23 protein-coding genes and 1 other annotated feature are annotated in these 21,191 nt (G+C 35.8%); of the genes, 19 read left to right on the plus strand and 4 right to left on the minus strand.

The window, feature by feature from the left end; genetic code table 11:
• Positions 1 to 32 precede the first annotated feature (32 nt).
• From FC89_RS09260 to FC89_RS09285, 6 genes are all read left to right on the plus strand, one after another.
• Entirely contained in the window at positions 33 to 533 is a 501-nt protein-coding gene (locus FC89_RS09260; RefSeq protein ID WP_057872279.1) for a GNAT family N-acetyltransferase, read from the plus strand.
• Positions 534 to 554: 21 nt separating this feature from the next.
• On the plus strand, positions 555 to 1,487 hold the full coding sequence (locus tag FC89_RS09265; RefSeq protein WP_235804410.1) for an NAD(P)-dependent oxidoreductase: 933 nt from the start codon (positions 555 to 557) through the stop codon (positions 1,485 to 1,487).
• A gap of 22 nt (positions 1,488 to 1,509) precedes the next feature.
• Complete coding sequence (locus FC89_RS09270; RefSeq protein ID WP_057872280.1) at positions 1,510 to 1,818, plus strand: MazG-like family protein; 309 nt, start codon at positions 1,510 to 1,512, stop codon at positions 1,816 to 1,818.
• 64 nt (positions 1,819 to 1,882) lie between these two features.
• Positions 1,883 to 2,099, plus strand: a binding site (T-box leader).
• A 64-nt stretch (positions 2,100 to 2,163) separates the two neighbouring features.
• On the plus strand, positions 2,164 to 2,721 hold the full coding sequence (locus tag FC89_RS09275) for an ECF-type riboflavin transporter substrate-binding protein (protein WP_083485462.1): 558 nt from the start codon (positions 2,164 to 2,166) through the stop codon (positions 2,719 to 2,721).
• A 3-nt stretch (positions 2,722 to 2,724) separates the two neighbouring features.
• On the plus strand, positions 2,725 to 4,437 hold the full coding sequence (locus FC89_RS09280; RefSeq protein WP_057872282.1) for an ABC transporter ATP-binding protein: 1,713 nt from the start codon (positions 2,725 to 2,727) through the stop codon (positions 4,435 to 4,437).
• The gene (locus tag FC89_RS09285) at positions 4,430 to 5,266 is read left to right on the plus strand and encodes an energy-coupling factor transporter transmembrane component T family protein (protein ID WP_057872283.1); all 837 of its coding nucleotides are present in this window, start codon (positions 4,430 to 4,432) and stop codon (positions 5,264 to 5,266) included. Before FC89_RS09280 ends, FC89_RS09285 begins: the two co-directional genes overlap by 8 nt.
• 2 nt (positions 5,267 to 5,268) lie before the next feature.
• On the opposite strand, the gene FC89_RS09290 is transcribed toward FC89_RS09285, so the two are convergent.
• Positions 5,269 to 5,835, minus strand: a complete 567-nt coding sequence (locus tag FC89_RS09290; RefSeq protein ID WP_057872284.1) for an LOG family protein — start codon at positions 5,833 to 5,835, stop codon at positions 5,269 to 5,271.
• Positions 5,836 to 6,084: 249 nt separating this feature from the next.
• Here FC89_RS09290 and FC89_RS09295 point away from each other — a divergent pair, with 249 nt between their 5' ends.
• Together FC89_RS09295 and FC89_RS09300 are read left to right on the plus strand one after the other, a co-directional pair.
• Positions 6,085 to 6,477: a fluoride efflux transporter FluC gene (locus FC89_RS09295; RefSeq protein WP_057872285.1), complete on the plus strand. Its 393-nt coding sequence runs from the start codon at positions 6,085 to 6,087 to the stop codon at positions 6,475 to 6,477.
• Positions 6,478 to 6,837 (plus strand): CrcB family protein, encoded by a 360-nt coding sequence (locus tag FC89_RS09300; RefSeq protein ID WP_057872286.1) that lies wholly within the window; start codon positions 6,478 to 6,480, stop codon positions 6,835 to 6,837.
• Here the strand turns inward: FC89_RS09300 and FC89_RS09305 are convergent.
• A complete protein-coding gene (locus tag FC89_RS09305) occupies positions 6,796 to 7,194 on the minus strand; it encodes an acetyl-CoA carboxylase (RefSeq protein WP_157060703.1) in 399 nt (132 codons plus the stop codon). The two genes, FC89_RS09300 and FC89_RS09305, sit on opposite strands and share 42 nt — an antisense overlap.
• Positions 7,175 to 8,470 carry a Y-family DNA polymerase gene (locus FC89_RS09310; protein ID WP_057872370.1) on the minus strand — a complete coding sequence of 432 codons (1,296 nt, stop codon included), beginning with the start codon at positions 8,468 to 8,470 and terminating at the stop codon, positions 7,175 to 7,177. Before FC89_RS09310 ends, FC89_RS09305 begins: the two co-directional genes overlap by 20 nt.
• A 302-nt stretch (positions 8,471 to 8,772) precedes the next feature.
• On the opposite strand from FC89_RS09310, the gene FC89_RS09315 reads away from it, so the two are divergent.
• The 8 genes from FC89_RS09315 to FC89_RS09350 all read left to right on the plus strand — a co-directional run bounded on the left by FC89_RS09315 (position 8,773) and on the right by FC89_RS09350 (position 15,897).
• Positions 8,773 to 9,303 carry a GNAT family N-acetyltransferase gene (locus tag FC89_RS09315; protein ID WP_057872288.1) on the plus strand — a complete coding sequence of 177 codons (531 nt, stop codon included), beginning with the start codon at positions 8,773 to 8,775 and terminating at the stop codon, positions 9,301 to 9,303.
• Between the two features lie 27 nt (positions 9,304 to 9,330).
• Positions 9,331 to 9,741: an OsmC family protein gene (locus FC89_RS09320; RefSeq protein ID WP_057872289.1), complete on the plus strand. Its 411-nt coding sequence runs from the start codon at positions 9,331 to 9,333 to the stop codon at positions 9,739 to 9,741.
• Between the two features lie 218 nt (positions 9,742 to 9,959).
• A complete protein-coding gene (locus tag FC89_RS09325) occupies positions 9,960 to 10,877 on the plus strand; it encodes an ABC transporter ATP-binding protein (protein ID WP_057872290.1) in 918 nt (305 codons plus the stop codon).
• Between the two features lie 4 nt (positions 10,878 to 10,881).
• Positions 10,882 to 11,658, plus strand: a complete 777-nt coding sequence (locus FC89_RS09330) for an ABC transporter permease (protein WP_057872291.1) — start codon at positions 10,882 to 10,884, stop codon at positions 11,656 to 11,658.
• 481 nt (positions 11,659 to 12,139) lie between these two features.
• Complete coding sequence (locus FC89_RS09335; protein WP_057872292.1) at positions 12,140 to 12,337, plus strand: hypothetical protein; 198 nt, start codon at positions 12,140 to 12,142, stop codon at positions 12,335 to 12,337.
• A gap of 42 nt (positions 12,338 to 12,379) precedes the next feature.
• The gene (locus tag FC89_RS09340; protein WP_057872293.1) at positions 12,380 to 13,549 is read left to right on the plus strand and encodes an AI-2E family transporter; all 1,170 of its coding nucleotides are present in this window, start codon (positions 12,380 to 12,382) and stop codon (positions 13,547 to 13,549) included.
• An 89-nt stretch (positions 13,550 to 13,638) separates the two neighbouring features.
• Complete coding sequence (gene apf / locus FC89_RS09345) at positions 13,639 to 14,253, plus strand: aggregation-promoting factor (RefSeq protein ID WP_057872294.1); 615 nt, start codon at positions 13,639 to 13,641, stop codon at positions 14,251 to 14,253.
• Between the two features lie 441 nt (positions 14,254 to 14,694).
• Positions 14,695 to 15,897, plus strand: coding sequence for a DUF998 domain-containing protein (locus FC89_RS09350; RefSeq protein WP_057872295.1), 1,203 nt, complete (start codon positions 14,695 to 14,697; stop codon positions 15,895 to 15,897).
• A 23-nt stretch (positions 15,898 to 15,920) separates the two neighbouring features.
• On the opposite strand, the gene FC89_RS09355 is transcribed toward FC89_RS09350, so the two are convergent.
• Positions 15,921 to 16,742 carry a glycosyltransferase family 8 protein gene (locus FC89_RS09355; RefSeq protein ID WP_057872296.1) on the minus strand — a complete coding sequence of 274 codons (822 nt, stop codon included), beginning with the start codon at positions 16,740 to 16,742 and terminating at the stop codon, positions 15,921 to 15,923.
• A 172-nt stretch (positions 16,743 to 16,914) separates the two neighbouring features.
• On the opposite strand from FC89_RS09355, the gene FC89_RS12600 reads away from it, so the two are divergent.
• The 3 genes from FC89_RS12600 to FC89_RS09365 all read left to right on the plus strand — a co-directional run bounded on the left by FC89_RS12600 (position 16,915) and on the right by FC89_RS09365 (position 21,175).
• Positions 16,915 to 17,055 carry a hypothetical protein gene (locus FC89_RS12600; RefSeq protein ID WP_157060704.1) on the plus strand — a complete coding sequence of 47 codons (141 nt, stop codon included), beginning with the start codon at positions 16,915 to 16,917 and terminating at the stop codon, positions 17,053 to 17,055.
• A gap of 250 nt (positions 17,056 to 17,305) precedes the next feature.
• Entirely contained in the window at positions 17,306 to 19,102 is a 1,797-nt protein-coding gene (locus tag FC89_RS09360) for a PTS mannitol transporter subunit IIBC (protein WP_057872297.1), read from the plus strand.
• Between the two features lie 15 nt (positions 19,103 to 19,117).
• Positions 19,118 to 21,175, plus strand: coding sequence for a BglG family transcription antiterminator (locus tag FC89_RS09365; RefSeq protein ID WP_057872298.1), 2,058 nt, complete (start codon positions 19,118 to 19,120; stop codon positions 21,173 to 21,175).
• Positions 21,176 to 21,191 lie beyond the last annotated feature (16 nt).

The raw sequence follows: 21,191 nt of genomic DNA on the forward strand, positions 1-21,191 counted from the left end.
AATAAAATTCAAGTGATTCAAGGAATGATAAAATGAAGATTTTAATTGATTCAGTCAACGAGTGGAATTTAAAGACAGTTATGCAAATTGAACAAAGCAGTTTTTCAACGCAGGAAGCAGCGGCTCCAACAGCAATGAAAGAAAGACAGCAGCAGTTGGGAGATACTTTTTTAGGAGCTTTTGCAGCAAATCGTTTAGTTGGTTTCATTGTAGGTCCGGCAATTTCAAATCGTTATTTAAATGATGATTTATTTCAGCATGTAGTGCCTAATCCAACTGCAACGGTAGCTCCTTTTCAAGCAGTTTTGAGTTTAGCAGTTGCTTCACCGTATCGTGGACAAAAAATTGGCAGTCAGCTTTTGTCCGCATTAGCAGAACGGGCGACAATTGCGGGGCGTCAAGGAATTACGTTAACTTGTTTGCCATCGTTGATTAGTTTCTATCAAAAAAATGGATTTCATGATGAAGGAATTGCAGCTTCACAACATGCGGGTGAAGTTTGGCATAATTTATTTTTACCGCTGACAGATTAATTAATGAGAGGAAGATCAATATTGCAAGCATTATTATTCGTAAAACCTAAACCAGAACAGTTGACTCGCTTACAGCAGCAATTTCCAGCAGTGACCTTTACAACCGATCAAAAAGCAGCTAGTAAAGCAGAAATTGTTTTGGGCTGGGATAAGTCGTTGACGGCTGAGTTATTAGCAAATCAGCATTTAAAATGGGTACAAGCCAAGTCGGCTGGAATTGATTATTTACCTTTGACAGAATTTAAGGCAAAGAAAATCATTTTGACGAACGCTTCTGGGCTGCATAGCCGCTATATAGCAGAGACGGTTACAAGTTATATATTAATGGAAAATCGCGGTTTACGAGCGGTGATCAAGCAACCTAAAACTTGGTTGACACCAGCTTCATTGGAAACGCGGGAACAAACGGCGCTGATCTTTGGAACTGGCAAAATAGGTTGTGAAATTGCTCGTTACTGTCATTTTCTGGGGATGCAGACTGTTGGAGTCAATCGGCATGGAATGGATTCACATTTAATAGATGTTTTTGATCAAGTCATTACGACTGATACTTTCAAAGCTGACGGTTATGCTGCTTCAATTGATTTTTTAATTTCAACTTTGCCGGGAACAGCGCAAACTGTTCACTTTTTTAACGAACAGATGCTGCAGCAAGTGAAACCAGGTTATACTTTTATTAATGTTGGTCGCGGAAATACACTAGTTGAAGCTGACTTATTGAAACTATTGGATGATTCATGGATTCGCAGTGCTTATCTGGATGTGTTTGAACAAGAACCATTACCAGCTGCTTCACCACTTTGGCGACATGGAAAAGTTATCGTTACTCCACATATTTCTGGGCAAATTCCGCATTTTCGAGCAGCTTTATATCCTTTGTTTGCAAACAACTTAGATAATTATTTGAGCAACAAACCTTTATACAATTTGGTTGATTTGCAGGCTGGCTATTAGACTAAGGAAGGAATGGTTAATTGTGTTTGATCAGCAATTGCAGGAGCAGATTATTCGAGCGGCTCAAAGTGAACCCAAAACAGTTCAACAGCAATTTTTGAAATTAATGGAAGAAAGCGGGGAAGCGGCTCAAGCCTATTTAGCCAGCATTAAAGCTTCAGGAAACGGTTATAAGCAATTAGATATTAATGATACTAAGGAAGAATTAGCTGATACTTTGCTGGTTGTTTTAGCAATTCTGGTCAAACTTGATTGTCAACCATCGGAGTTAAAGGAATTATTGCAGAAAAAAACACAAAAATGGTTGGATCACCAAACAAAAAGCAAATAATTGCGGTTTTTAACCAGTAATTATTAAGAATAATTGATTTTAAATTTATTTTAGGGTAAACTTAACGTTAAAGTCGAAGAAATGAGTAACTAGTTACCGGTATTTAGAGAGTCATTGGCTGCTGGAAAATGACTACCCAAATTAGTGAAGATGGTTTCTTTATTATAAAGATGAATCGGCTAGTTTTAAATGAACCGATTACGGGTTAACCGTTATCTTGATCGAGGATTTGAATTTATTCAAATCAAAGAATGGTGGTACCACGTGCAAGCGTCCTTTCAACTAGGAAGGGCGTTTTTTTACTTAATTTTTAAGTTCTTAATTTTATAAAGGATGGTGTTTAGAATGAAGAAAAAAACTGATTCAATTCAGTCAGTGGTAGCAACCGGTATTGGTGCAGCAATTATTTTTGTCTTAATGAAGTTTGTCGCTATCCCGACTGGCATTCCCAATACACAAGTTAATGTTGCAGAAGGCTTTTTGCCTTTACTAGCAGCAATCTATGGACCAATTACAGCTGGATTAGCAATTTTTATTGGCCATGCACTTAATGATTTTGTAACCTATGGCTCTCCATGGTGGACATGGGTAATTGTTGATGGACTGGTTGGTGTAGCTTTTGGTTTTTTGAAAAATAAGTTACAAATTCAAGCTGGTGCATTATCGGTAGCCAAGTTAGTTTGGTTTAATATTTACCAAGTTATTGTTAACTTTATTGGTTGGGTATTATTGGCACCAACAGGGGATATTTTAATTTATCATGAACCGGCTGGCAAAGTTTATATTCAAGGATTAACAACTTGGGTAGTTAATAGTCTTTCGGTAGCAATTATTGGTACAATTTTATTAGTTCTTTATTCGCGGACTCGTACCAAACATGGCAGTCTGAAGAAGGAAGATTAATTTATGGTTAAACCGATCATTCATTTTAAAAATTTTTCTTTTCAATATGATAGTCAGGCTGAAAAAACATTAAAGGACATTAATCTTGATATTTTTCCTGGAGAAAAAGTTTTGCTGGCGGGAGCTTCTGGATCTGGCAAATCAACTCTTGGACGGTGTCTTAATGGTTTAATTCCTGAGGCTTTTCCTGGTAAAATGACTGGAACTTGTTTGATCAATGGGCACCAGGCAAAAGACAGCTCAATCTTTGAGCTGTCTTTTGATGTTGGAACGGTTTTGCAAGATCCAGATAGTCAGTTTGTCGGGTTGACAGTTGTTGAAGATCTAGCTTTTTCGCTTGAAAATGATTGTCAGCCGCAAGCCAAAATGCAAGCTGCTACTCGTGAGTGGGCACAAAAACTTCAATTAACCGAGTTTTTACAGCACTCACCACAAGAAATATCCGGTGGACAAAAGCAGCGTGTAGCAATGGGGGGAGTTTTAATTGATGAAAGTAAGATCCTTTTGTTTGATGAACCATTAGCTAATCTGGATCCAGCTGCTGGCCAAGCAACTATGCAGTTGCTGAACCATCTAGCAGCACAACAAGATTTAACGGTGATTATCATTGAGCATCGAATTGAAGAGGTTTTGTCAGCTGGAATTGATCGGTTGGTTTTATTAAAAGACGGTCAAGTTGCTGCCAATGATCGACCGGAGAAGCTTTTAGTCACCGGCAGTTTAGCAGAACTTGGTTTGCGTGAACCGTTATATTTGAGCGCTCTTCGTCGTGCGGGAGTCAATTTAGCTGAATGTTCATCTTTACTTGATGTTCAGCAAATCAATGCGGCTGCTTTACCGCAAGCTTTACAGCAATGGGATACAGAGTTGGAACTTTCATCGGCAGCTAAGCCAAAGATTCCTTTATTAGAAGTTGAGCAGTTGGACTTTGGCTACCAACCTGACCGACCGATTATCAAGAATTTATCATTTACTCTTTATCAAGGAGAAATGGTTAGTTTGGTTGGCAAAAACGGAACCGGTAAATCAACTTTAAGTAATTTGATTGCAGGCTTTTTGACTCCTACTGCTGGGAATATTAAATTTACCGGGAAAAATTTATTAAAATTATCAGTCAAGCAACGAGCAGAAAAGATTGGCTATATTCTGCAAGATCCTAATCAAATGATTTCGCAGACCAAAATTTTTGATGAAGTTGCCAGTGGCTTACGGTTACGCAATGTAGCAGAGGCAACGATTAAGGAAAAAGTTATTGAAATTTTACGGATTTGTGGGTTATATGAAATGCGTAACTGGCCAATTGCTGCTTTAAGTTTTGGTCAGAAAAAGCGAGTTACAATTGCTTCAATTCTAGTTTTAGCACCACAAATGTTGATTTTAGATGAACCGACAGCTGGTCAAGATTTGTATCATTATACGGAAATTATGAACTTTTTAGAAAAATTGCAACGGCAACAGCATTTAACGATTGTTTTAATTACGCATGATATGCATTTAATGTTGGAATACACTCAGCGGACATTGGTTCTAAGCAATGGTTCACTGTTAGCGGATGCAATACCGGCGGCTGTTTTAACCAATGATCAAATTATTCAACAAGCGTCTTTAGCGCGAACAAGTTTGTTTGATCTGGCAGAAAGGTTTAAATTACCATCGGCAACGGATTTTGTAAGTAAATTTATTCAAGCAGAAAGGCAGGAAAGAATAGATGACTGAAAATTTGTTTATCGGTTATATTGACCGCCCAACTTTTCTGCATCATTTAAGTGGAAGTACTAAGTTAATTGGTTTTATCAGCTTTTCAATTATTGGAATGGTAACATTTGATACGCGATTTCTATTAGGCATTTTGATTATGTCTTTAGTTTTATTTCATTATGCACAGATTCGTTATCGCGAAGTAGCTCTAATTGTAAAAGTTATTATTGCTTTTGCTGCTTTGAATTTAATTATGGTTTATGTTTTCGGCCCAGGTTATGGAATGCAGATTTATGGAACTAAGCATTTAATTTTGGGAAACTCGCAACACTATTTTAATTTGTCATGGGAAGAATTATTTTATCTGTTTAATCTGTTGTTAAAGTATGTTTTTGCGGTACCTTTAGCATTAATTTTTTTGTTAACGACTAATCCCAGTGAATTTGCAGCTAGTTTAAATAAAATTGGCATTTCTTATCGAATCAGCTATGCCTTTGAAATTGCCTTACGGTATATTCCTACCGTTCAGCGAGACTATCGAACAATTAGTTTAGCGCAGCAAGCTCGTGGATATGAAATGTCAAAAACCGCGCCTTTAATGCAACGAGCTAAAGGTGCGGTTCAGATACTATTGCCATTAATTTTTACTAGTTTGGAACGAATTGAAACAATCAGTCAAGCGATGGCGTTACGGCGTTTTGGGCAGCAGCATAAACGAACTTGGTACATGGCACGTCCCTTTAAAACAGCTGATTACCTGAGCTTAATAGTGATTGCTGTTTGGTTGATTTTAGGTATTTATTTATTCAAAGTCAATAATGGACGTTTTTGGAATCCATTTAAATAGTTTTAATGATATTGACGTACTTTAGGTGGGGTGTAGCTGGTAATAAATTCAGCTGCTTGTTGCAAGTTATCGGCAAAACAGAGTTTTTGGAAATCAGTTGCTGAAAGAAATCCTTCAGTGACCATTTGTCTAAAGAATTTTTCTAGTAGATTATAGTAGCCGTTAGCATTGTACAGAATGCAAGGAGCAGAATTGTCACCAACACGAGTCCATGAATAAGCTTCACTGATTTCTTCTAATGTTCCAGCACCGCCTGGCAAAGCTAAACAAACATCAGCTGCTTCCAGCATCTTTTGTTTACGAATAGCCATATTATCTACGATCGTCAGTGAAGTTAATCCGGCTAGAGCTGCACCGCGTTGATAAAGATTTTCTGGCATGAAACCGTAAACGTGACCGCCATCCATTAAAACCGTTTTAGCTAGAATACCCATTAGACCAACGCCACCGCCGCCATAAACCAAATCGTATCCCTGTTTAACCAGCCAATGACCGACTGCTAAAGTCATTTCTTTATAGATTGGATTTTTACCTGCATAAGCACCGCAATAGACTGCTATTTTTTTCATAAACATCGCCTCAAGATAGATAATTTAAGTTATACAGTCATTGTAGCAAAGCAAACTAAAAAGAAAAAGCTGACACAGATGCGAATTATTATTTACTTACTGAAATGTATAGTATAAAATATGAGTTGTTAAGTTTTTTAATAACTGAATCGCGATGGTGTTCGCATAATATCGTAAGATTGATGACGCCTGCCTAATTAATAATTGGGTAGGTGTTTTTTTATTAGCAATTTGAGAGGAAGGATAAATTTGAATCAGGCTAAGTGTTTATTAAGTATTGCTTTTTTTGGAGCTATTGGAGGCTGCTTACGTTATTTTATTGGGATTGCGTTTCCTTTTATGGGAACTATTGTCGTCAATTTGCTAGGTTGCTTTTTACTAGGATTTTTAACTTTTCTTTGGCTTAATTTTCATACAGTTGCTTCTTGGCTGTCTTTAGGTTTAGGGACCGGTTTTGTCGGTTCTTTTACGACATTTTCTGGTTTTTGCTTGGATAATGTAAAACTTTTATTAGCTCATCAAATGTTTACAGCTGCAGGCTATATATGTTTAAGCGTTGTCGGTGGTTGGTTAGCAGCTAAGTTGGGAATGACAGTTGGTATTTATGTTGGACAGCGACTGCAGTTAGGAAAGGATAGATAAATGTTAATTGTCCTGCTTGGATTAGGATCCTCAATTGGTGCTGTTTGCCGTTATTTAATTACTCAAATTTTATCGAAAAAATCAAACTGGTCTTGGGCAACTTTGATAATTAATTTAAGTGGTTCATTTTTATTAGGAATTTTATTTGGCAGTAAATTAAATACCCCGCTTTACTTGATTTTAGGTAGTGGTGTTTTGGGTGGATACACTACATTTTCAACTTTGAATATTGAATTACTGTTTTTGCATCGCTCCCATAGATACCGTTTGGAACTTGGATACGCAATCGGTAGTTATTTGCTTGGATTTTTATTAACATTATTCGGATTTATGCTTGGTCAGGCTTTGACTATGAATTAAATTTTTCTTAACGGTTAGCTGATGATGAACAGAAATTGCTTGTTGAGCGTTTGGCCAAAATAGTCCAGTGAAATTGCGAAAAGTGAAAGTGAAACCGTATTCGGACTGCAATTGCTTAATAATCTCTTCCAGATAAGCAAGATCATAGTGAGTAACTCGATGCAATGGGAAAGAGTGGGGGAGCTGCGGTGGTTGCTGTAGCTCAAAAAAGAAATTAAAGGTTTGATCAAATTTATTATTAACGACTAAAATCTGATAGCGGGCCTTAATATGCGGTTTGAAATATTGTGTAATCCGACGACTGATTAAACGTGCTTCGTTATGAGATTTTTGGGAATTATTCAAAGGTATTGCCACCATTATGTCCTCCTACTAGATTAATTCTTTGTTTAAAAGTACCACCTTGAGTCAAACTGTTAGCATACATAATAGCTCCTTTACCAAATTTACCACGAATTTGATCTATCAGCTGATTAAATGCAATCTGTTTCAGTTGCTGTTCCGGTGGTAAAAACAAATTTAGTTGATCTGCCTGTTTTACTACTAACTGACTGAAACCAACGCTAATTCTTCTGACCGGGGCGCCATTCCAAGAACTACTAAAAATATTTAACAGCTGTTGTTCAAGCTGAAAACTATTATCTGTTAACTCAATTTTTTGTTCGTGAGCAAAGCCGCTGGAGTTTATAGTAGTTGCAGCTAAGGAATAGCCAATACTGAGTCGAATGCAACTGGTGCATAGATGCCGATGCCGCATTCGGGCAGCAACTTGTTGACAAATTTCTTTGATAACAACTTCAATTTCTGATCGACGATAATAATCGCGAGGTAAAACTTGAGAATTTTCTAAACTTGTTTTACGCGGCCTTAATTGGTCTTCTAATTGACTGCGATCAATTCCCCAAGCGAGTGCAAATAATTGGGTACCAATAATTCCGAATTCACGTTGTAAAGCTGCTGGATTAGTATGGGCCAATTCGCCAATACTGTTAATTCCCAAGCGTTGCAGATGAGCTGCCGTTCGCTGACCAATACTCCAGATATTAGTTAAGCGTGTAATCGGCCAAACTTTTGCAGCAAAGGTATTATAGGTCAAACAAGCTGATAATTGTGAGGAATTTTTGGCAAATAAATCAAGAGCCAGTTTAGCTTGCAGAGGATTTTCGCCGATGCCAACGGTCGTATACAATCCTAATTGCTTTTTAACTGCGATTTGAATTTGATGAGCTGCAGCCTGCGGTGTTTTACCAAATAAATTCCAAGAATGGGTCATATCTAAGATTGATTCATCGATCGAATAAGGGTAAACATCTTGTTCGGTCGTAAATTGTGTGAAAATTTTATTAATTGCCAGATTCTTTTTAATATATAAATTCATTCGTGGAGGAACGATCATCAACCGTGAATCGTGAGGCAAGTCACGCCAACGATCAACATTGTGAATTCCGAATAAATCTTTAGCTCGTGGTGAAGTTGCCAAAACCAGACCACCATTCGTATTGTCTTGCTCGGACATAACCACTAGAATCGAACGCAGCGGATTCAAACCGCGTTCAACACTTTCAACGCTGGCATAAAACGATTTGTTATCAATTAAAAAAAAGATACCATGCGGTTCTGTTGAGTAGTTAATGGCACTCACCTTCTTTTACGCTTTAATTAAATTATACAAACATATGTTCGCTTTTGCAAATAAAATTTAATTTTAGACTCTTATTATTATTTATTATTTACGATTAGGAATGTTTGTTGTTAAAGATATAGCTTTTATTTGCTACATACATCTTGAAATAGTATGATAAACACCATAGGCAAAAAAGTAAATCAATGATATCTGAACAAATGGCGATTCAGAACTTATACTTCAAATCAGCACAATATTAATAACTGTTTTGTATTTTGCAAATATTGCCTAGGAAAGGCGTATTTATTTTAATGGAGGATTTAAAAGTTGATTCGGTAATTGAATTAAGGTCACCGTTAGTTGAAGCTGCTCCTTATCTATTCAAATTGATCAATCAGGAACGACAATTTTTTGAACGCTGGCTTCCGTGGGCAACAGCCATTAAATCTGTTAAAGATGAAGCATTTTTTTTAATTTGTGCGCAGAAAAAAATTGCTGATAACGAACTGTGGTTATGGGTCATTTACTATAATCAACGGCCAGCGGGAATAATAGATCTTCATCAGCTTGATTTAACCAATTGCCATGGTCAAATTGGATACTGGTTGGGCAGAATCTACCAAAAACATGGTATAATGACAGCGTCCTTGAATAAACTTACGGATTATTTATTTGCTACTGATCGATTGCACCGTTTGGATCTGCTGATCGAAGCCAGCAACCAGACAAGTTATGCTGTTGCTCAGCGTGCTGGATTTAAACAACAAACTGTTTTGCGAGATTATCTTTTGCGGAATCAGGTTTTTTGTGATGCAATCTTGTTTTCTAAAATTGCCGGATAGTTAGTTAAGCCTAAGGAGGAATTCTAAATGGGATATCAGATCAAATCAGAACTGAAAGATGTCGGTTATCAAGTCCGCAATCAAATTGGAGATCATGTAATTTTAGCTGATGAACCAGTTAAAGCTGGTGGAACAGATGCTGCTCCAAATCCAGTCCAATATTTATTGACAGCTCTTAATAGCTGTTTATCGATTACTGCTAAGAGCATGGCTAGGAAACATCCACAAATTGGTTTGAAAAAATTTGAAATAACTACTACCGGAACAGTTAAACGATTTGCCGATAAAACTTCAAAAGTAGCGGAAATTAAAGTCCATTTTGAAGTTGAAACAGATTTGCCATTAGCTGATCAGCAGCATTTTGTACAATCGGTTATTAAATACTGCACCGTGCATTCTTCGCTTGACCCAGCAATTGAAATAAATTTCGAATATTAAAATCAATTTATTGTGTGCAAAGTAAAATTACAATTTTTTAGTTCATTGCTATCAAAAATAACTTAAAAGTTTCTTTATAGTAGGAATTAAATTGCAGAAAACTATTTGATTTAGATTTATTATATATGGTAGTCAAAAACTGACAGTTAGAGCAAAGAAAACATGTATATTCGATCAGAAAAGTATAATGACAATGAACAATACAAGGAGTATTTTAGATGAATAATATTTTGGCAGTTAATCAACTGAATAAGTCTTTTGGGAAAAAGCATGTTTTACAGGATGTTTCATTTACCGTAGCGCCCGGAGAAGTGGTTGGCTTGATCGGACCAAATGGAGCTGGAAAAACTACTGTCATGAAAGCTATTCTTGGCCTTTTCCCTTGGGAAAGCGGTCAGATTGCAATTAATCAGCAACCAGTAACAGTTTCGTCTCATCAAGTTTTAGATGATGTAGGTGCTCTAATTGAATATCCGGGTATTTATCCATTCCTAACTGGTTATCAGCATTTGGAATTATTTGCAACTGGAAAAGATAAACAGCAACGAATTGATCAAGTGATCGAGCAATTGAAAGTTGGTTCTTACATTCAGCGCAAAGCCAAATCTTATTCATTAGGAATGAAACAAAAATTAGGAATAGCTCTTGCTTTGCTGAATCATCCACAATTAGTCATTTTAGATGAACCAATGAACGGGTTAGATCCACAGGCTACTAGAGATTTGCGAGATCTGATTATGACATTAGCTAAACAAGGAACGAGTTTCTTGATTTCGAGCCATATTCTGAGTGAACTGGAAAAAATTGTGCAGGAAGTAGTTATTATTGACCAAGGAAAAATTATTAAGCAAGCATCCATTAATGATTTGGCAGCAACTGGTCACAGTTTTATCTTGCTTAAAACCGATGATAATTCTCGGGCGCAGCAAGTGTTAACCAAGGCTGGTTATCAAGCTGAATTGAGCGGTGAACAACTTAAGCTTGAACAAAAAGACGAAAAAGAGTTAGCACAAGTAATTCAGGTTTTGACTGAACAGCAGCTCAATATTCTTGATGTGCAGCACCAGCATAATGATTTAGAAGCCTCGCTCTTAGATTTATTGAAAAAAGATCAGTCACAGCAAGTAAAGGAGTAATTAGATGCTTACGTTAGTTCAACAAGAGTTATTTAAACTAGTTCATAAAAAAAGTACATGGATTTTAGCGGTATTACAACTTGTCTTAATGATTGTTTCAGCCGTTTTGGGTAAAAACAATAGTGATACGTTGGATGTAAAAAGTATTTTTATCAGTGGTTTCGGCGGATTAAGTTGGATTGTTTTCATTATGATTGTGGCATGTAGCTCAGCCATTGCGATGGAATTTCAATATGGTACTATCAAGGAATTGTTATATCGTCGTTATTCACGCGGCATGATCTTAGTTAGCAAATGGTTGACCATGTTGATATATTCAATTGTTTATTATGTAGCAACTTTTTTGATTTCAATAATTTTGCAGTTACTGTTGTTTAGCTCAGATTTTAGTCTATCAGATACCTATCAAAATAACCATTCTTATTTAGCAGCCGCTGGTTTAACATATCTAGGTAATTTTATAATCTTATGGTTATTGTTAAGTCTGGTGTTATTGCTGGCAAACATTTTTAAAACAACAGCTGCAGCAATCACAGTAGGAATTATTGCCTACTTTGCAACCAGTATTATTTCAAGTGTTATGTTTGCATTAATGACTCGCTGGGAATGGCTCAAGTGGAATCCATTTAACATGTTGCACTTACCAAGTCAGATGCTGAATGGTAAAATATTTAAGATATTGACTTTGCTGTCTACCCCAGAGATGGTAATTGGAAATCTAGTTTATATTGCTATTTTCTTAGGTTTGGGCTTCTTAGTATTTCGCCGGCGAAATGTTTAATAAGTCAATTCTTATTAGATAAAAGTTCAACTTGTGGGCTTTTATCAAAACGAATTCATAAAATAAATTTTGGTATAGCTTGACTTTAAGAAACCGTTTTCATATAATGTGTTTGTAGAGAATTAGGCTTCAATGATATTATTGAAGCTTGACTCTTCGTCAAACCGGTCGCGCTGATAACCGATAATTTAATAGTAGACGAGTAAATTTTGACTTGGTTTCAATCTTCAAGATAATAGCTATCCTGTAATTTGGATATAAGTACGGATCAATATATAGACCGGTTCAAGGATATAACTTGCATAGTTATATCCTTTTTTATGTATTCAATAGCTGCTCGCACAATCGTTAATTAGGTTGCAGAAACTTGTTGGCGTAAGTTTAAGTCGTATTCAATTATTTTAAAGTAGGTTGACTTGCAAAATTGGCGATTTTAGTAGACAATTAATGAATACGATTGACAGTATAGGAGGAAGAACCTTTGTCTTCAGCGCAAAAGACCTACTTAGTTTTGATTATAATTGCTTTAATTTTAATGTTGGTGATTTTTTTTGGTTTGTCTTGGGGATTCCCATTTCAAATGGTTATTATTGGGGCAGTTGCTTGTTTTATTTTTGCAATTATCATGACAATAATTTTGTTGTTTTCACTAATGTTTGATTCTAGTCGTCATCATTAACAAAAATTCGCGAAATTTTTGAATTAATCAAGGGGATTTTCTATGAAAGAAAGCAAATGGATCAAATTTCTTGGCGGACATGATTCTTTATACACCATCTTGATGCTTGGATTACTAGGAATCGTAATTTGGATATTCTATCAGGTGAAATTTATTTTTAAACCATTGGTGGTTATTTTTGGAACTTTATTACCACCAATTATTTTAGGACTGGTTTTATATTACGTACTTAATCCGCTGGTCAAGCGACTTGATAAAAAGTGGGGCAGAACTTGGATCATTTCGGTGATCTATTGTGTCATTTTAATTTTATTGGTCTTGGCAGGAGTGGGTTTATTCTTTTCGATTCGGAATCAGTTGGCAGAATTTTTGCAGAATTTCCCAGAAATTTTAACAAGTTTTCAGCAAAAATCACATACCTTTGTAGCTAGCCTGCCTTTTAACGGTACAATAGAAAAATCCATTAATTCAATTGATATTTCAAGTAATAAATTATATCAGTACGTTGAACAGTATATCCAGCAGGGATTTGATGGTTTTAGTAGTCTTTTCTCAGCTTTGACAACTATTTTGTTGACGCTTTTCACCGGACCAATTGTGGCATTCTTTTTATTGAAGGATAAAGAAAAATTTTTTGGCTTTGTTAATAAAATTATTCCACCACTTTTTCGAGCGGATTTTCATGAATTAGGGGCAATTGCTAACCAGCAGATAGGTGGTTATCTAAAAGGACAAATTGTCGCTTCAATTATTTTGGGTTTGATTTATTGGCCATTATTTTATTTAATTGGCATCAAGTATGCGACTATTTTAGCTTTAACAGCGGGTGTTTTTAGTATTATTCCGTATATCGGTTCTTTTGTAGCTTTTTTACCGGGGCTGATTATAGCCTTTCAAATTTCATTTTGGATGGCACTTAAATTCATAGTTGTTTGGTTCGTGGTTCAGTTTCTCCATGGTCAACTAGTAGTTCCGCGAGTAATGGGAAATAACTTGCAGATTCATCCATTGACGGTTTTACTAGTTTTATTGGTTATGGGCGATCTTTTGGGATTGGTCGGTGTTATTTTTGGAATACCGCTTTATTGTCTGTTAAAAGTCGTGGTTATTTATTTATTCCGTCGATTTAAGCGCCGCTATAACTTTTTCTATGGTGATAAGGGGAAATATGAAGATACGGAATTCAGTAGAAATAAATATCTTGATAAATAGTTGCTGCTAACTTATTATTATTTTCTGGAAGGGCACTTTAAATCTTCTGACTTATTGATATAATATAAATAAAGTGGGGGGATTTTTTTATGAATGTTTCTGGAATTAATCAATATACACCAATACAAAATAACAATAATCAAACTGCGACTGCAACACAGGCAGCGAACTTTTCACAAAATTTGGCTACCAGCCAAGCAGCTTTGGCAACTAAAACAGTTACTGCGCAAAAAGGAGATACTGTTTGGGGATTTGCGCAAAAATATGGTAGCACTGTTCAGCAAATAACTGATCAGAACCATTTGAAGGATCCCAATCTTATTTTAATTGGACAAAAATTAAAAATCCCTGTTTCACAAACAACAACGCCAACGGTTGCGGCACAAGCTTATCTTACGAATCAACCGACTAATGCAAATAATCCGTCAGCAGTTCAGACAGATACTAAAAGCAGTAATTCAATTGTTCAGCCGCTTAGTGATGCTGAGGAAAAAGCACGGGCTTATATTGTTCAGCATGAATCAGGCGGTAATTATAATGCACGTAATGGCAAATACATTGGTAAATATCAGTTGGACAGTTCTTATTTAAACGGAGACTATTCACCGGCTAACCAGGAAAAAGTTGCCGCTAATTATGTTGCTAAACGCTATGGCAACTGGGAAAATGCGATGAAACATTGGGAATCGCACAATTGCTATTAAGTTCCAAGTGGCTTAGAAAACTAAAATAACATAGTTTAGTAATTATTTTTAACTGCATACCAATAAAGGCTGACATAATTGATATTACTAGCAATAAATAATTAATTTTGTTAGAGCTGTACAAGTCAATTATTTAATTTGAATAATCGACGGTTAATAGCAATATTGAGAAGTCTGGAACTACAATTAAACTAATGGATAAGCAATTTACTTATCAAGTGAATATGTTTTTTGTTGATTGAAAGGGCTGAGAAGTTTTAGCTAAACGCGCTTGGCAATACTAGTGATTGAATAGAAATTTTCACTTGATTGAGTTCGAATGTTCAGAGGATCAATGCGAGATTCATGTATTTGGTTGTAAATGGGTGAAGATGCAGCTATAGCTGTGAAGCCCATTTTTTTATTGTAAAATTTTAGGTAACTAGCAGAAAGGTGAGGACTTTGAAAGAACAACCAGTGAAATTGATTTTAAATCAAGAGCAGCTTTCACAATTGAATTTACCTGTAGGAACTAAACTGCAAGTAGATTTTAGTGGTGATTCATCAGACAATGTTGCTATTCATCCGTTGCATTTTCTGAAAGAAAATATCAGTTGGGTGTGGTTGTTAAGTCCATCATTGATTTCAATAATAATTTTTACGATTTATTTTCTTAATAATAAAGTTCGCCAAATTCCACTGTCTGGTTATAATTCATTGGCTAATTGGACGATCGTGGTAGGTACGATTAGTGGGTCTTTACTATTTAGCTGTTTTTATTTTAAAGATCGTTGTCAGATTCAGCAATGGTTCGGGAAAAAAATGTATTGGCGGAGTATGTTGACGATTATTGCTTCGTTTGTAATTATTTTGGCGATCGGTCTTTTAGCCTTCTTTTGGCTGCTAGAAACTATTTTTAAGGGGATTTCTTTTGATTTATGGACTGCAGCTTTTATCTTCGGCTTATTCATTTGTATTATTAATTTTTTGATGTTCTATGCGGTTGCCAATCTATCTGCGGACTCAATTTTCAAGTTATTGATTACAGTGATTATCGGCGGTGCTCTGGCATCGATGATTACTAATAGCAATAAACGTTGGTGGACCTATAATGTCAGTTTTTTAGGAACGGCTAAAGCCAGCAATGCTTGGCAATTTAATTTGACATTGATTGTATCAGCCTTGCTTCTTTTGGCGCTAGTTGATTTTTTGTTTTCGAATTTGCAGACACATTTTCCCAATAATCGACGTTTGCTGATTTTACGACTATTATTGACTGTTTTTTCGCTGAGCTTAGGTGCAGTAGGGATTTTTGCCAACAATGCAGGATTGTGGCATCAGCTGCATACCGATGCAGCAACCATGATGATTCGGGTCTTGATTATTATTATTTTAACAGTTAATTTTTTGCTGCCGGATAGTCCCCCACAGTTTCAACAAATATCTTACGTAACAGCCGCCGTTTTGATTTTTAGTTCATTATTATTTCAACCGATCGGCTATTTATCACTGACGGCATTTGAACTGATTGCTTTTATATTAGCTTTTGCCTGGCTGTTATTATTATTGCAGCATTTGCAGACGCTTGCTGGTAAAAATGTTAATCATTTGAAATTAGAGGCTATCATTATTGCTGATAAAAATAAAAAGACTTCTGTCCATTAAGGCAAGAAGTTTTTTTACTTTTATCAGCAAATTTTTTCGGCTAAATGAGCATAGTGCTTATACAGCAATGCAAATTTAGAACGATATTCGTTTTTCCAAGGTTTATCGCGACCACAGAAATGCAAAAAAACAGTATGGGCAATTACCCAATTAAGATCCCAACTGCCGCCACTGATCATTTCATAAATTAATGATTTTCGAGCATCATAATTATAGATCTGATCAGGAACTGAATAAATCTGTCCACCATAAAGCGAATTTAGAATGTCTTGGTCCGGTAAAATTAAAGTAGTTCGATTCTCAGCAATAAAGTTTTGCAAATCAGCAGCATTAATTTTCTTTTTAGCTTGCGGAACATTGATCAGTAAAACCCCTGAATTGTAGTATTCTTCAGCTTCATACATTTTTAACCGGACCTTATTAACAACTTTAGTAAAATTGGTCAGTTGTGAATGACTGGCAGCTGCGTATAAGTAATCATCAATATCTGTTTGGTATAAAGGCAAAATATTATTAATACATAAGATATCAGCATCAAGATAGATGATTTTTTCTACACCATCGGGCAGGTAGTTTTGTGCCAACAACCGATAGTAAATAGTTTCCGGATACCGTTTAGTTTGTGGAGCGTGATGAAACTTGTCTTTCTTTAAAGTTAAGATTGTACAGTCGATTTCAATTTTTTGGCAAAAAGTTAATAATTCTTTTTGCCGTCGTAATTTTTTTTGCAGAATATAAATGTGGAAACTACAACCAGGTGAATTAATTTTTATTGAAAAAAGTAAGGTTTTTAACTGGGTTACAAAATGATCATCAATTGAAAAAAGTAGATTTACGTTTTCCATAAGCGCTCCTTTGAAGTTAAAATTAAAATCTAAGCATACTTAATTTTAACATATCAAAAAAGCAAGAAAAATCAAGCTCAAGAAAAATAAAAGGTAGTTGAAAATATTTTTCGGTAAACCTAACTAAAATGATTGTGACTGTGATAAAATCTAATTAGAGGAGGTGATATGAATGAATAAAGTTGAACGCGAAACGATTGATGCTCGGATTGATGATATCAAGGTTGTTCTACAAGAAAAACATGAATTTTTAAGTGTTGTTGAAATGGTTAATGTGCTTAATTCGTTGAAACACGATATCGAAACGATTTAATGCGGGCAAGCCAATAAATTAATGTCTGTATGTTGTGAACTGCAAATAGGTTTTAATTTGTTTACTTAACAAGGTGAGCTTTAACAGAGATATTGGTCTTTGTTAAAGCTTTTTTTATTAGCTTTTAGTACAGCTTGTGAAATCTTTCATGAAGGATGTCACAATAATTTGTGACGAAATGCGGTCTAGCTTCAATTGTAAACGGATACATTAGACCATATAATTATAAATGAAAAGGAGGTTGGTTGCTATGGAAGCAAAAGCAACAAAAGTACAAAAGAGTTCATTTAAAACTAAAGTTCAAAAATTTGGAACTAGTTTAAGCAGTATGATCATGCCAAACATTTCCTCATTAATTGCTTGGGGGTTAATTACAGCAATTTTTATGGCGGCAGGCTGGTGGCCCAATGCTAAGATTGCTACCTTGATCAATCCAATGAAATTATATCTGATTCCATTATTAATTGCTTATGTCGGTGGTCGGATGGTTTATGAAGAACGTGGAGCAGTTGTTGGGGCAATTGCTGTAATGGGAGTGATTGTTGGATCTAATATCCCGATGTTTTTAGGGGCAATGATCATGGGACCATTAGGCGGTTGGTGCATGAAAAAGTTTGACCAAGTATTTAAAGATAAGGTCAAAACCGGTTTTGAAATGCTCTATGATAACTTTTCCAGCGGCATCTTGGGTATGCTACTTGCAATTTTTGGATTATTCATTGTCAATCCATTAGTTGTTGCTGGAAATAATCTAATCAGTAAAGGTGTTGATTGGATCATTTCAATTCATATGTTGCCATTAGCTAATATTTTTATCGAGCCTGCAAAAGTTTTGTTTTTAAATAATGCGGTTGGTAATGGCATTTTGGTTCCATTAGGGATTCAGCAATCTGCATCAGCAGGCAAATCAATTCTCTTCTTATTGGAAGCTGATCCTGGTCCGGGTTTAGGTATCTTATTAGCTTTCATGGTTTTTGGTAAAGGGATGACAAAAGCATCTGCCCCTGGAGCAGCCATTATTCAATTCTTTGGCGGAGTTCATGAGATTTATTTCCCATATGTGTTAATGAAACCGTCTTTGATTTTAGCGGCGATTGCCGGTGGTGTTAGTGGTACATTTACTTTCTCCTTACTGGGAACCGGTTTAAAAGCTGCTGCTTCACCAGGTTCAATTATCGCTGTTTTGTTAATGACGCCTAAGGGAAATTATTTACAGATTTTAACCGGAGTCGCGGTTGCGGCAATTGTATCGTTTGTTGTTGCTGCTTTGGTTTTGAAAACTGATAAATCAGGTACAGATGACCTATCAGAAAAACAAGCCAAAATGGAACAAATGAAAGCTGAATCCAAAGGCAAAGATGTTCCATCAGCCCAAACTGCTGCTCAATCAGTTAAAGCTTACAAAGATGTCAAAAGAATTATTTTTGCTTGTGATGCAGGAATGGGTTCATCTGCAATGGGTGCTTCATTATTAAGAGATAAAGTCAAAAAAGCTGGGATCAAAAATATTCCAGTAACAAATACAGCTATTAATCGTTTGAAAGATGAGGATGGATTATTAGTAATTACGCAAGCCGAATTAGCAGATCGCGCAAGTCAAAAGACACCAAATGCAATGCATATTGCTGTTGATAATTTCTTAAGCAGCAATAAATATGACGAAGTTGTTTTAAATTTGAAGACGCTAAGCCAGATTGATTCGCAAGTTGCCGAAAAAGAAACAAAATCAGCTCAAAATACCAACCAAGCTGGTCAACTTGATTATCAAGCGATTAAAGAAGTTGATTTCATTCATCATGATCAACATGTTGGTTCTGCAACCATGGCAGCTTCATTATTCAAAGATCGTTTGAAAAAGGTTGGTAAAAATGTTCCAGTCAAAAATATGGAAATTGATGATCTGGATGATGATCAGGGACATTTAGTAATTGTTACTAAAGAAGCTGAAAAGAACCTTAAGCTACGTTATACCAAAATTCAAGTTGTAAGTGTTGCTAATTTGTTAGAAGCAAAGGAATACGATTATATTGTTGAACATCTTGCTTGAAAAGGATGATAAAAATTGATCCTACTATCACCGCGTCAAAAAAATATTTTGCAGCAACTAGTTCAAAATCCGCACGGAATGAAAATTAATAGTTTAGCCAAAGAAGCTGGTATCAGCCGTCGGACAATTTATCGCGAATTTTCAGAATTAAAACTGTATTTAGATCAACACCATTTGGCAATTGAAAACGCAAACGGTAATTATCAATTGACAGGTACAGAAGATGCCATTCAAGCGTTAGTGACAGAAATTGCTCAACAGCCAATTGAGTCAGTCATGAGTGCTAAACAGCGGCAAGCAGCCTTAGCTTGTTTATTGTTGCTAAAGGATCAGCCAGAAAAAATTTTTTCCTTAGCAGTTAGTCTGGATGTCAGCGAAGGAACTATTCAACGTGATTTAAAACAGCTTGAAGCATCTTTAGCTGAATATCATTTGCAAGTTGATACGAAAAAAAGTGTTGGGGTCGAAGTTTTAGGCAGCGAAGCCCAGCGAAGATTGGTTTTAGGCGGAATATTGACAAGTCAATTAAATGAATATGAGTTTTTTGAATATTTACAGCAAGATGAAGTTAATAAAAAAACAAATTTTTTCTTGCAGCTTTTACCAAAAAACATCTTACAAGAATGTGCTCAAGCTTTGAAACAGCAAGATGTTTCAAAGAAAACTCGTTCGGATATTCAAGAAGTGCAACTAATACTGATTTTAGCAATTTCGTTGATTCGAATGCGGCATGCTGCAATTAAGGCTTATCGGGTCAAAGCACCGCAAAAACTGTTTAAATATCGTCAACAAGCTATAGCCGTTTTTCAAACTTTTTCAACTGCAATACAAGCGCGGGTAACTACTGCCGAAGTTGATTTTATGGCAGTCCAATTTCAAGGAATTGATTATCAACTTGACTTGAAAAATTGGGGTGATGACTATGATTTGCAGATTGCTTACCAGATTAAGCGGTTAGTTTATCAAGTTTCACAAATAGCAAACTGGAATTTTAATCATGATCATGATTTACTAGAGCGTTTGACTAAGCACATCGGATTGTTATTACAGCACCATGGACCGGAGCTCCCTGATGTACCGATCAGTTTACTGAGCAATATTGCTGAAAAATATCCTCAATTTTTTCAAGCTATCCAACAAGCATTGCCGCGCGAATTTCCCGAATATCATTTTTCGACAACTGAGCAAGAATTAATTTTACTTTATTTTGCTAACAGTTTTGAAAACGCCAGCAGTACAGGACAATTAAAGGCGTTAGTAATTTGTGCCAATGGTATCGGAGCTGCCAGTATTTTAAAGAATCGATTGCAGCAAGAAATTTCAACAATTTCTGAAGTTCAGATTGCTAAAGTATCGCAACTTAAAACGATCCAGCCAAATCATTTTGATTTAATTCTATCAACTTTAAAACTACCTGGATTTAACTGGGATTATCAGGTCGTAAGTCCATTATTGCTGGGGGATGAGTTACAGCGAATTAAGGAGTTGGTCCGTTCTTTAAACAAAAGGACCCCGGTACAATCAGAAGTTAAGCAATCAGTTGATAAAAAACGCACCGCTTTGGCCCAAATCGAGCAAAATTTCCAGCGTACAACTATTTGTCGTCAGTTATTGCAACAAATAGAATTAGTCAAAATTGCTAACGATCAGCAAGATCTGACCAAAATTTTAGCACTGGTTTTACAACAGGTTCCGTCAACTGTAGTAACTAATCGGCAAATTATTCAAGATGCGATGTTACAGCGAATTAAATTAGCTCCAGTAGGAATTCCCGATAGTCAGATTGCTCTAGTTCATGCGACTGATAAAACAGTTAATTGTCCTTTCTTTTCAATCTATCAGTTGCAAACGCCATTGAAAATGCGAGCTATGGATCAATCAGAGATTTCGGTCGTCCGAATTTTATTAATGACAGGTCCATCACCAATGAGCGATTTTGAAAATGCATTGATGGGATCGATCAGCAGTTCAATTGTAATGAACAACCATAACACTCAAATCTTTGCTAATGGTTCGCTCGCAGAAATTAAAAATTTAGTAGCTTTACAATTTTTAAATCAAATCAAGCTTTAAAAAGGAGAGTGAAGAA

It is taken from the genome of Liquorilactobacillus ghanensis DSM 18630 (genome assembly GCF_001435235.1).
Taxonomy (GTDB): domain Bacteria; phylum Bacillota; class Bacilli; order Lactobacillales; family Lactobacillaceae; genus Liquorilactobacillus; species Liquorilactobacillus ghanensis.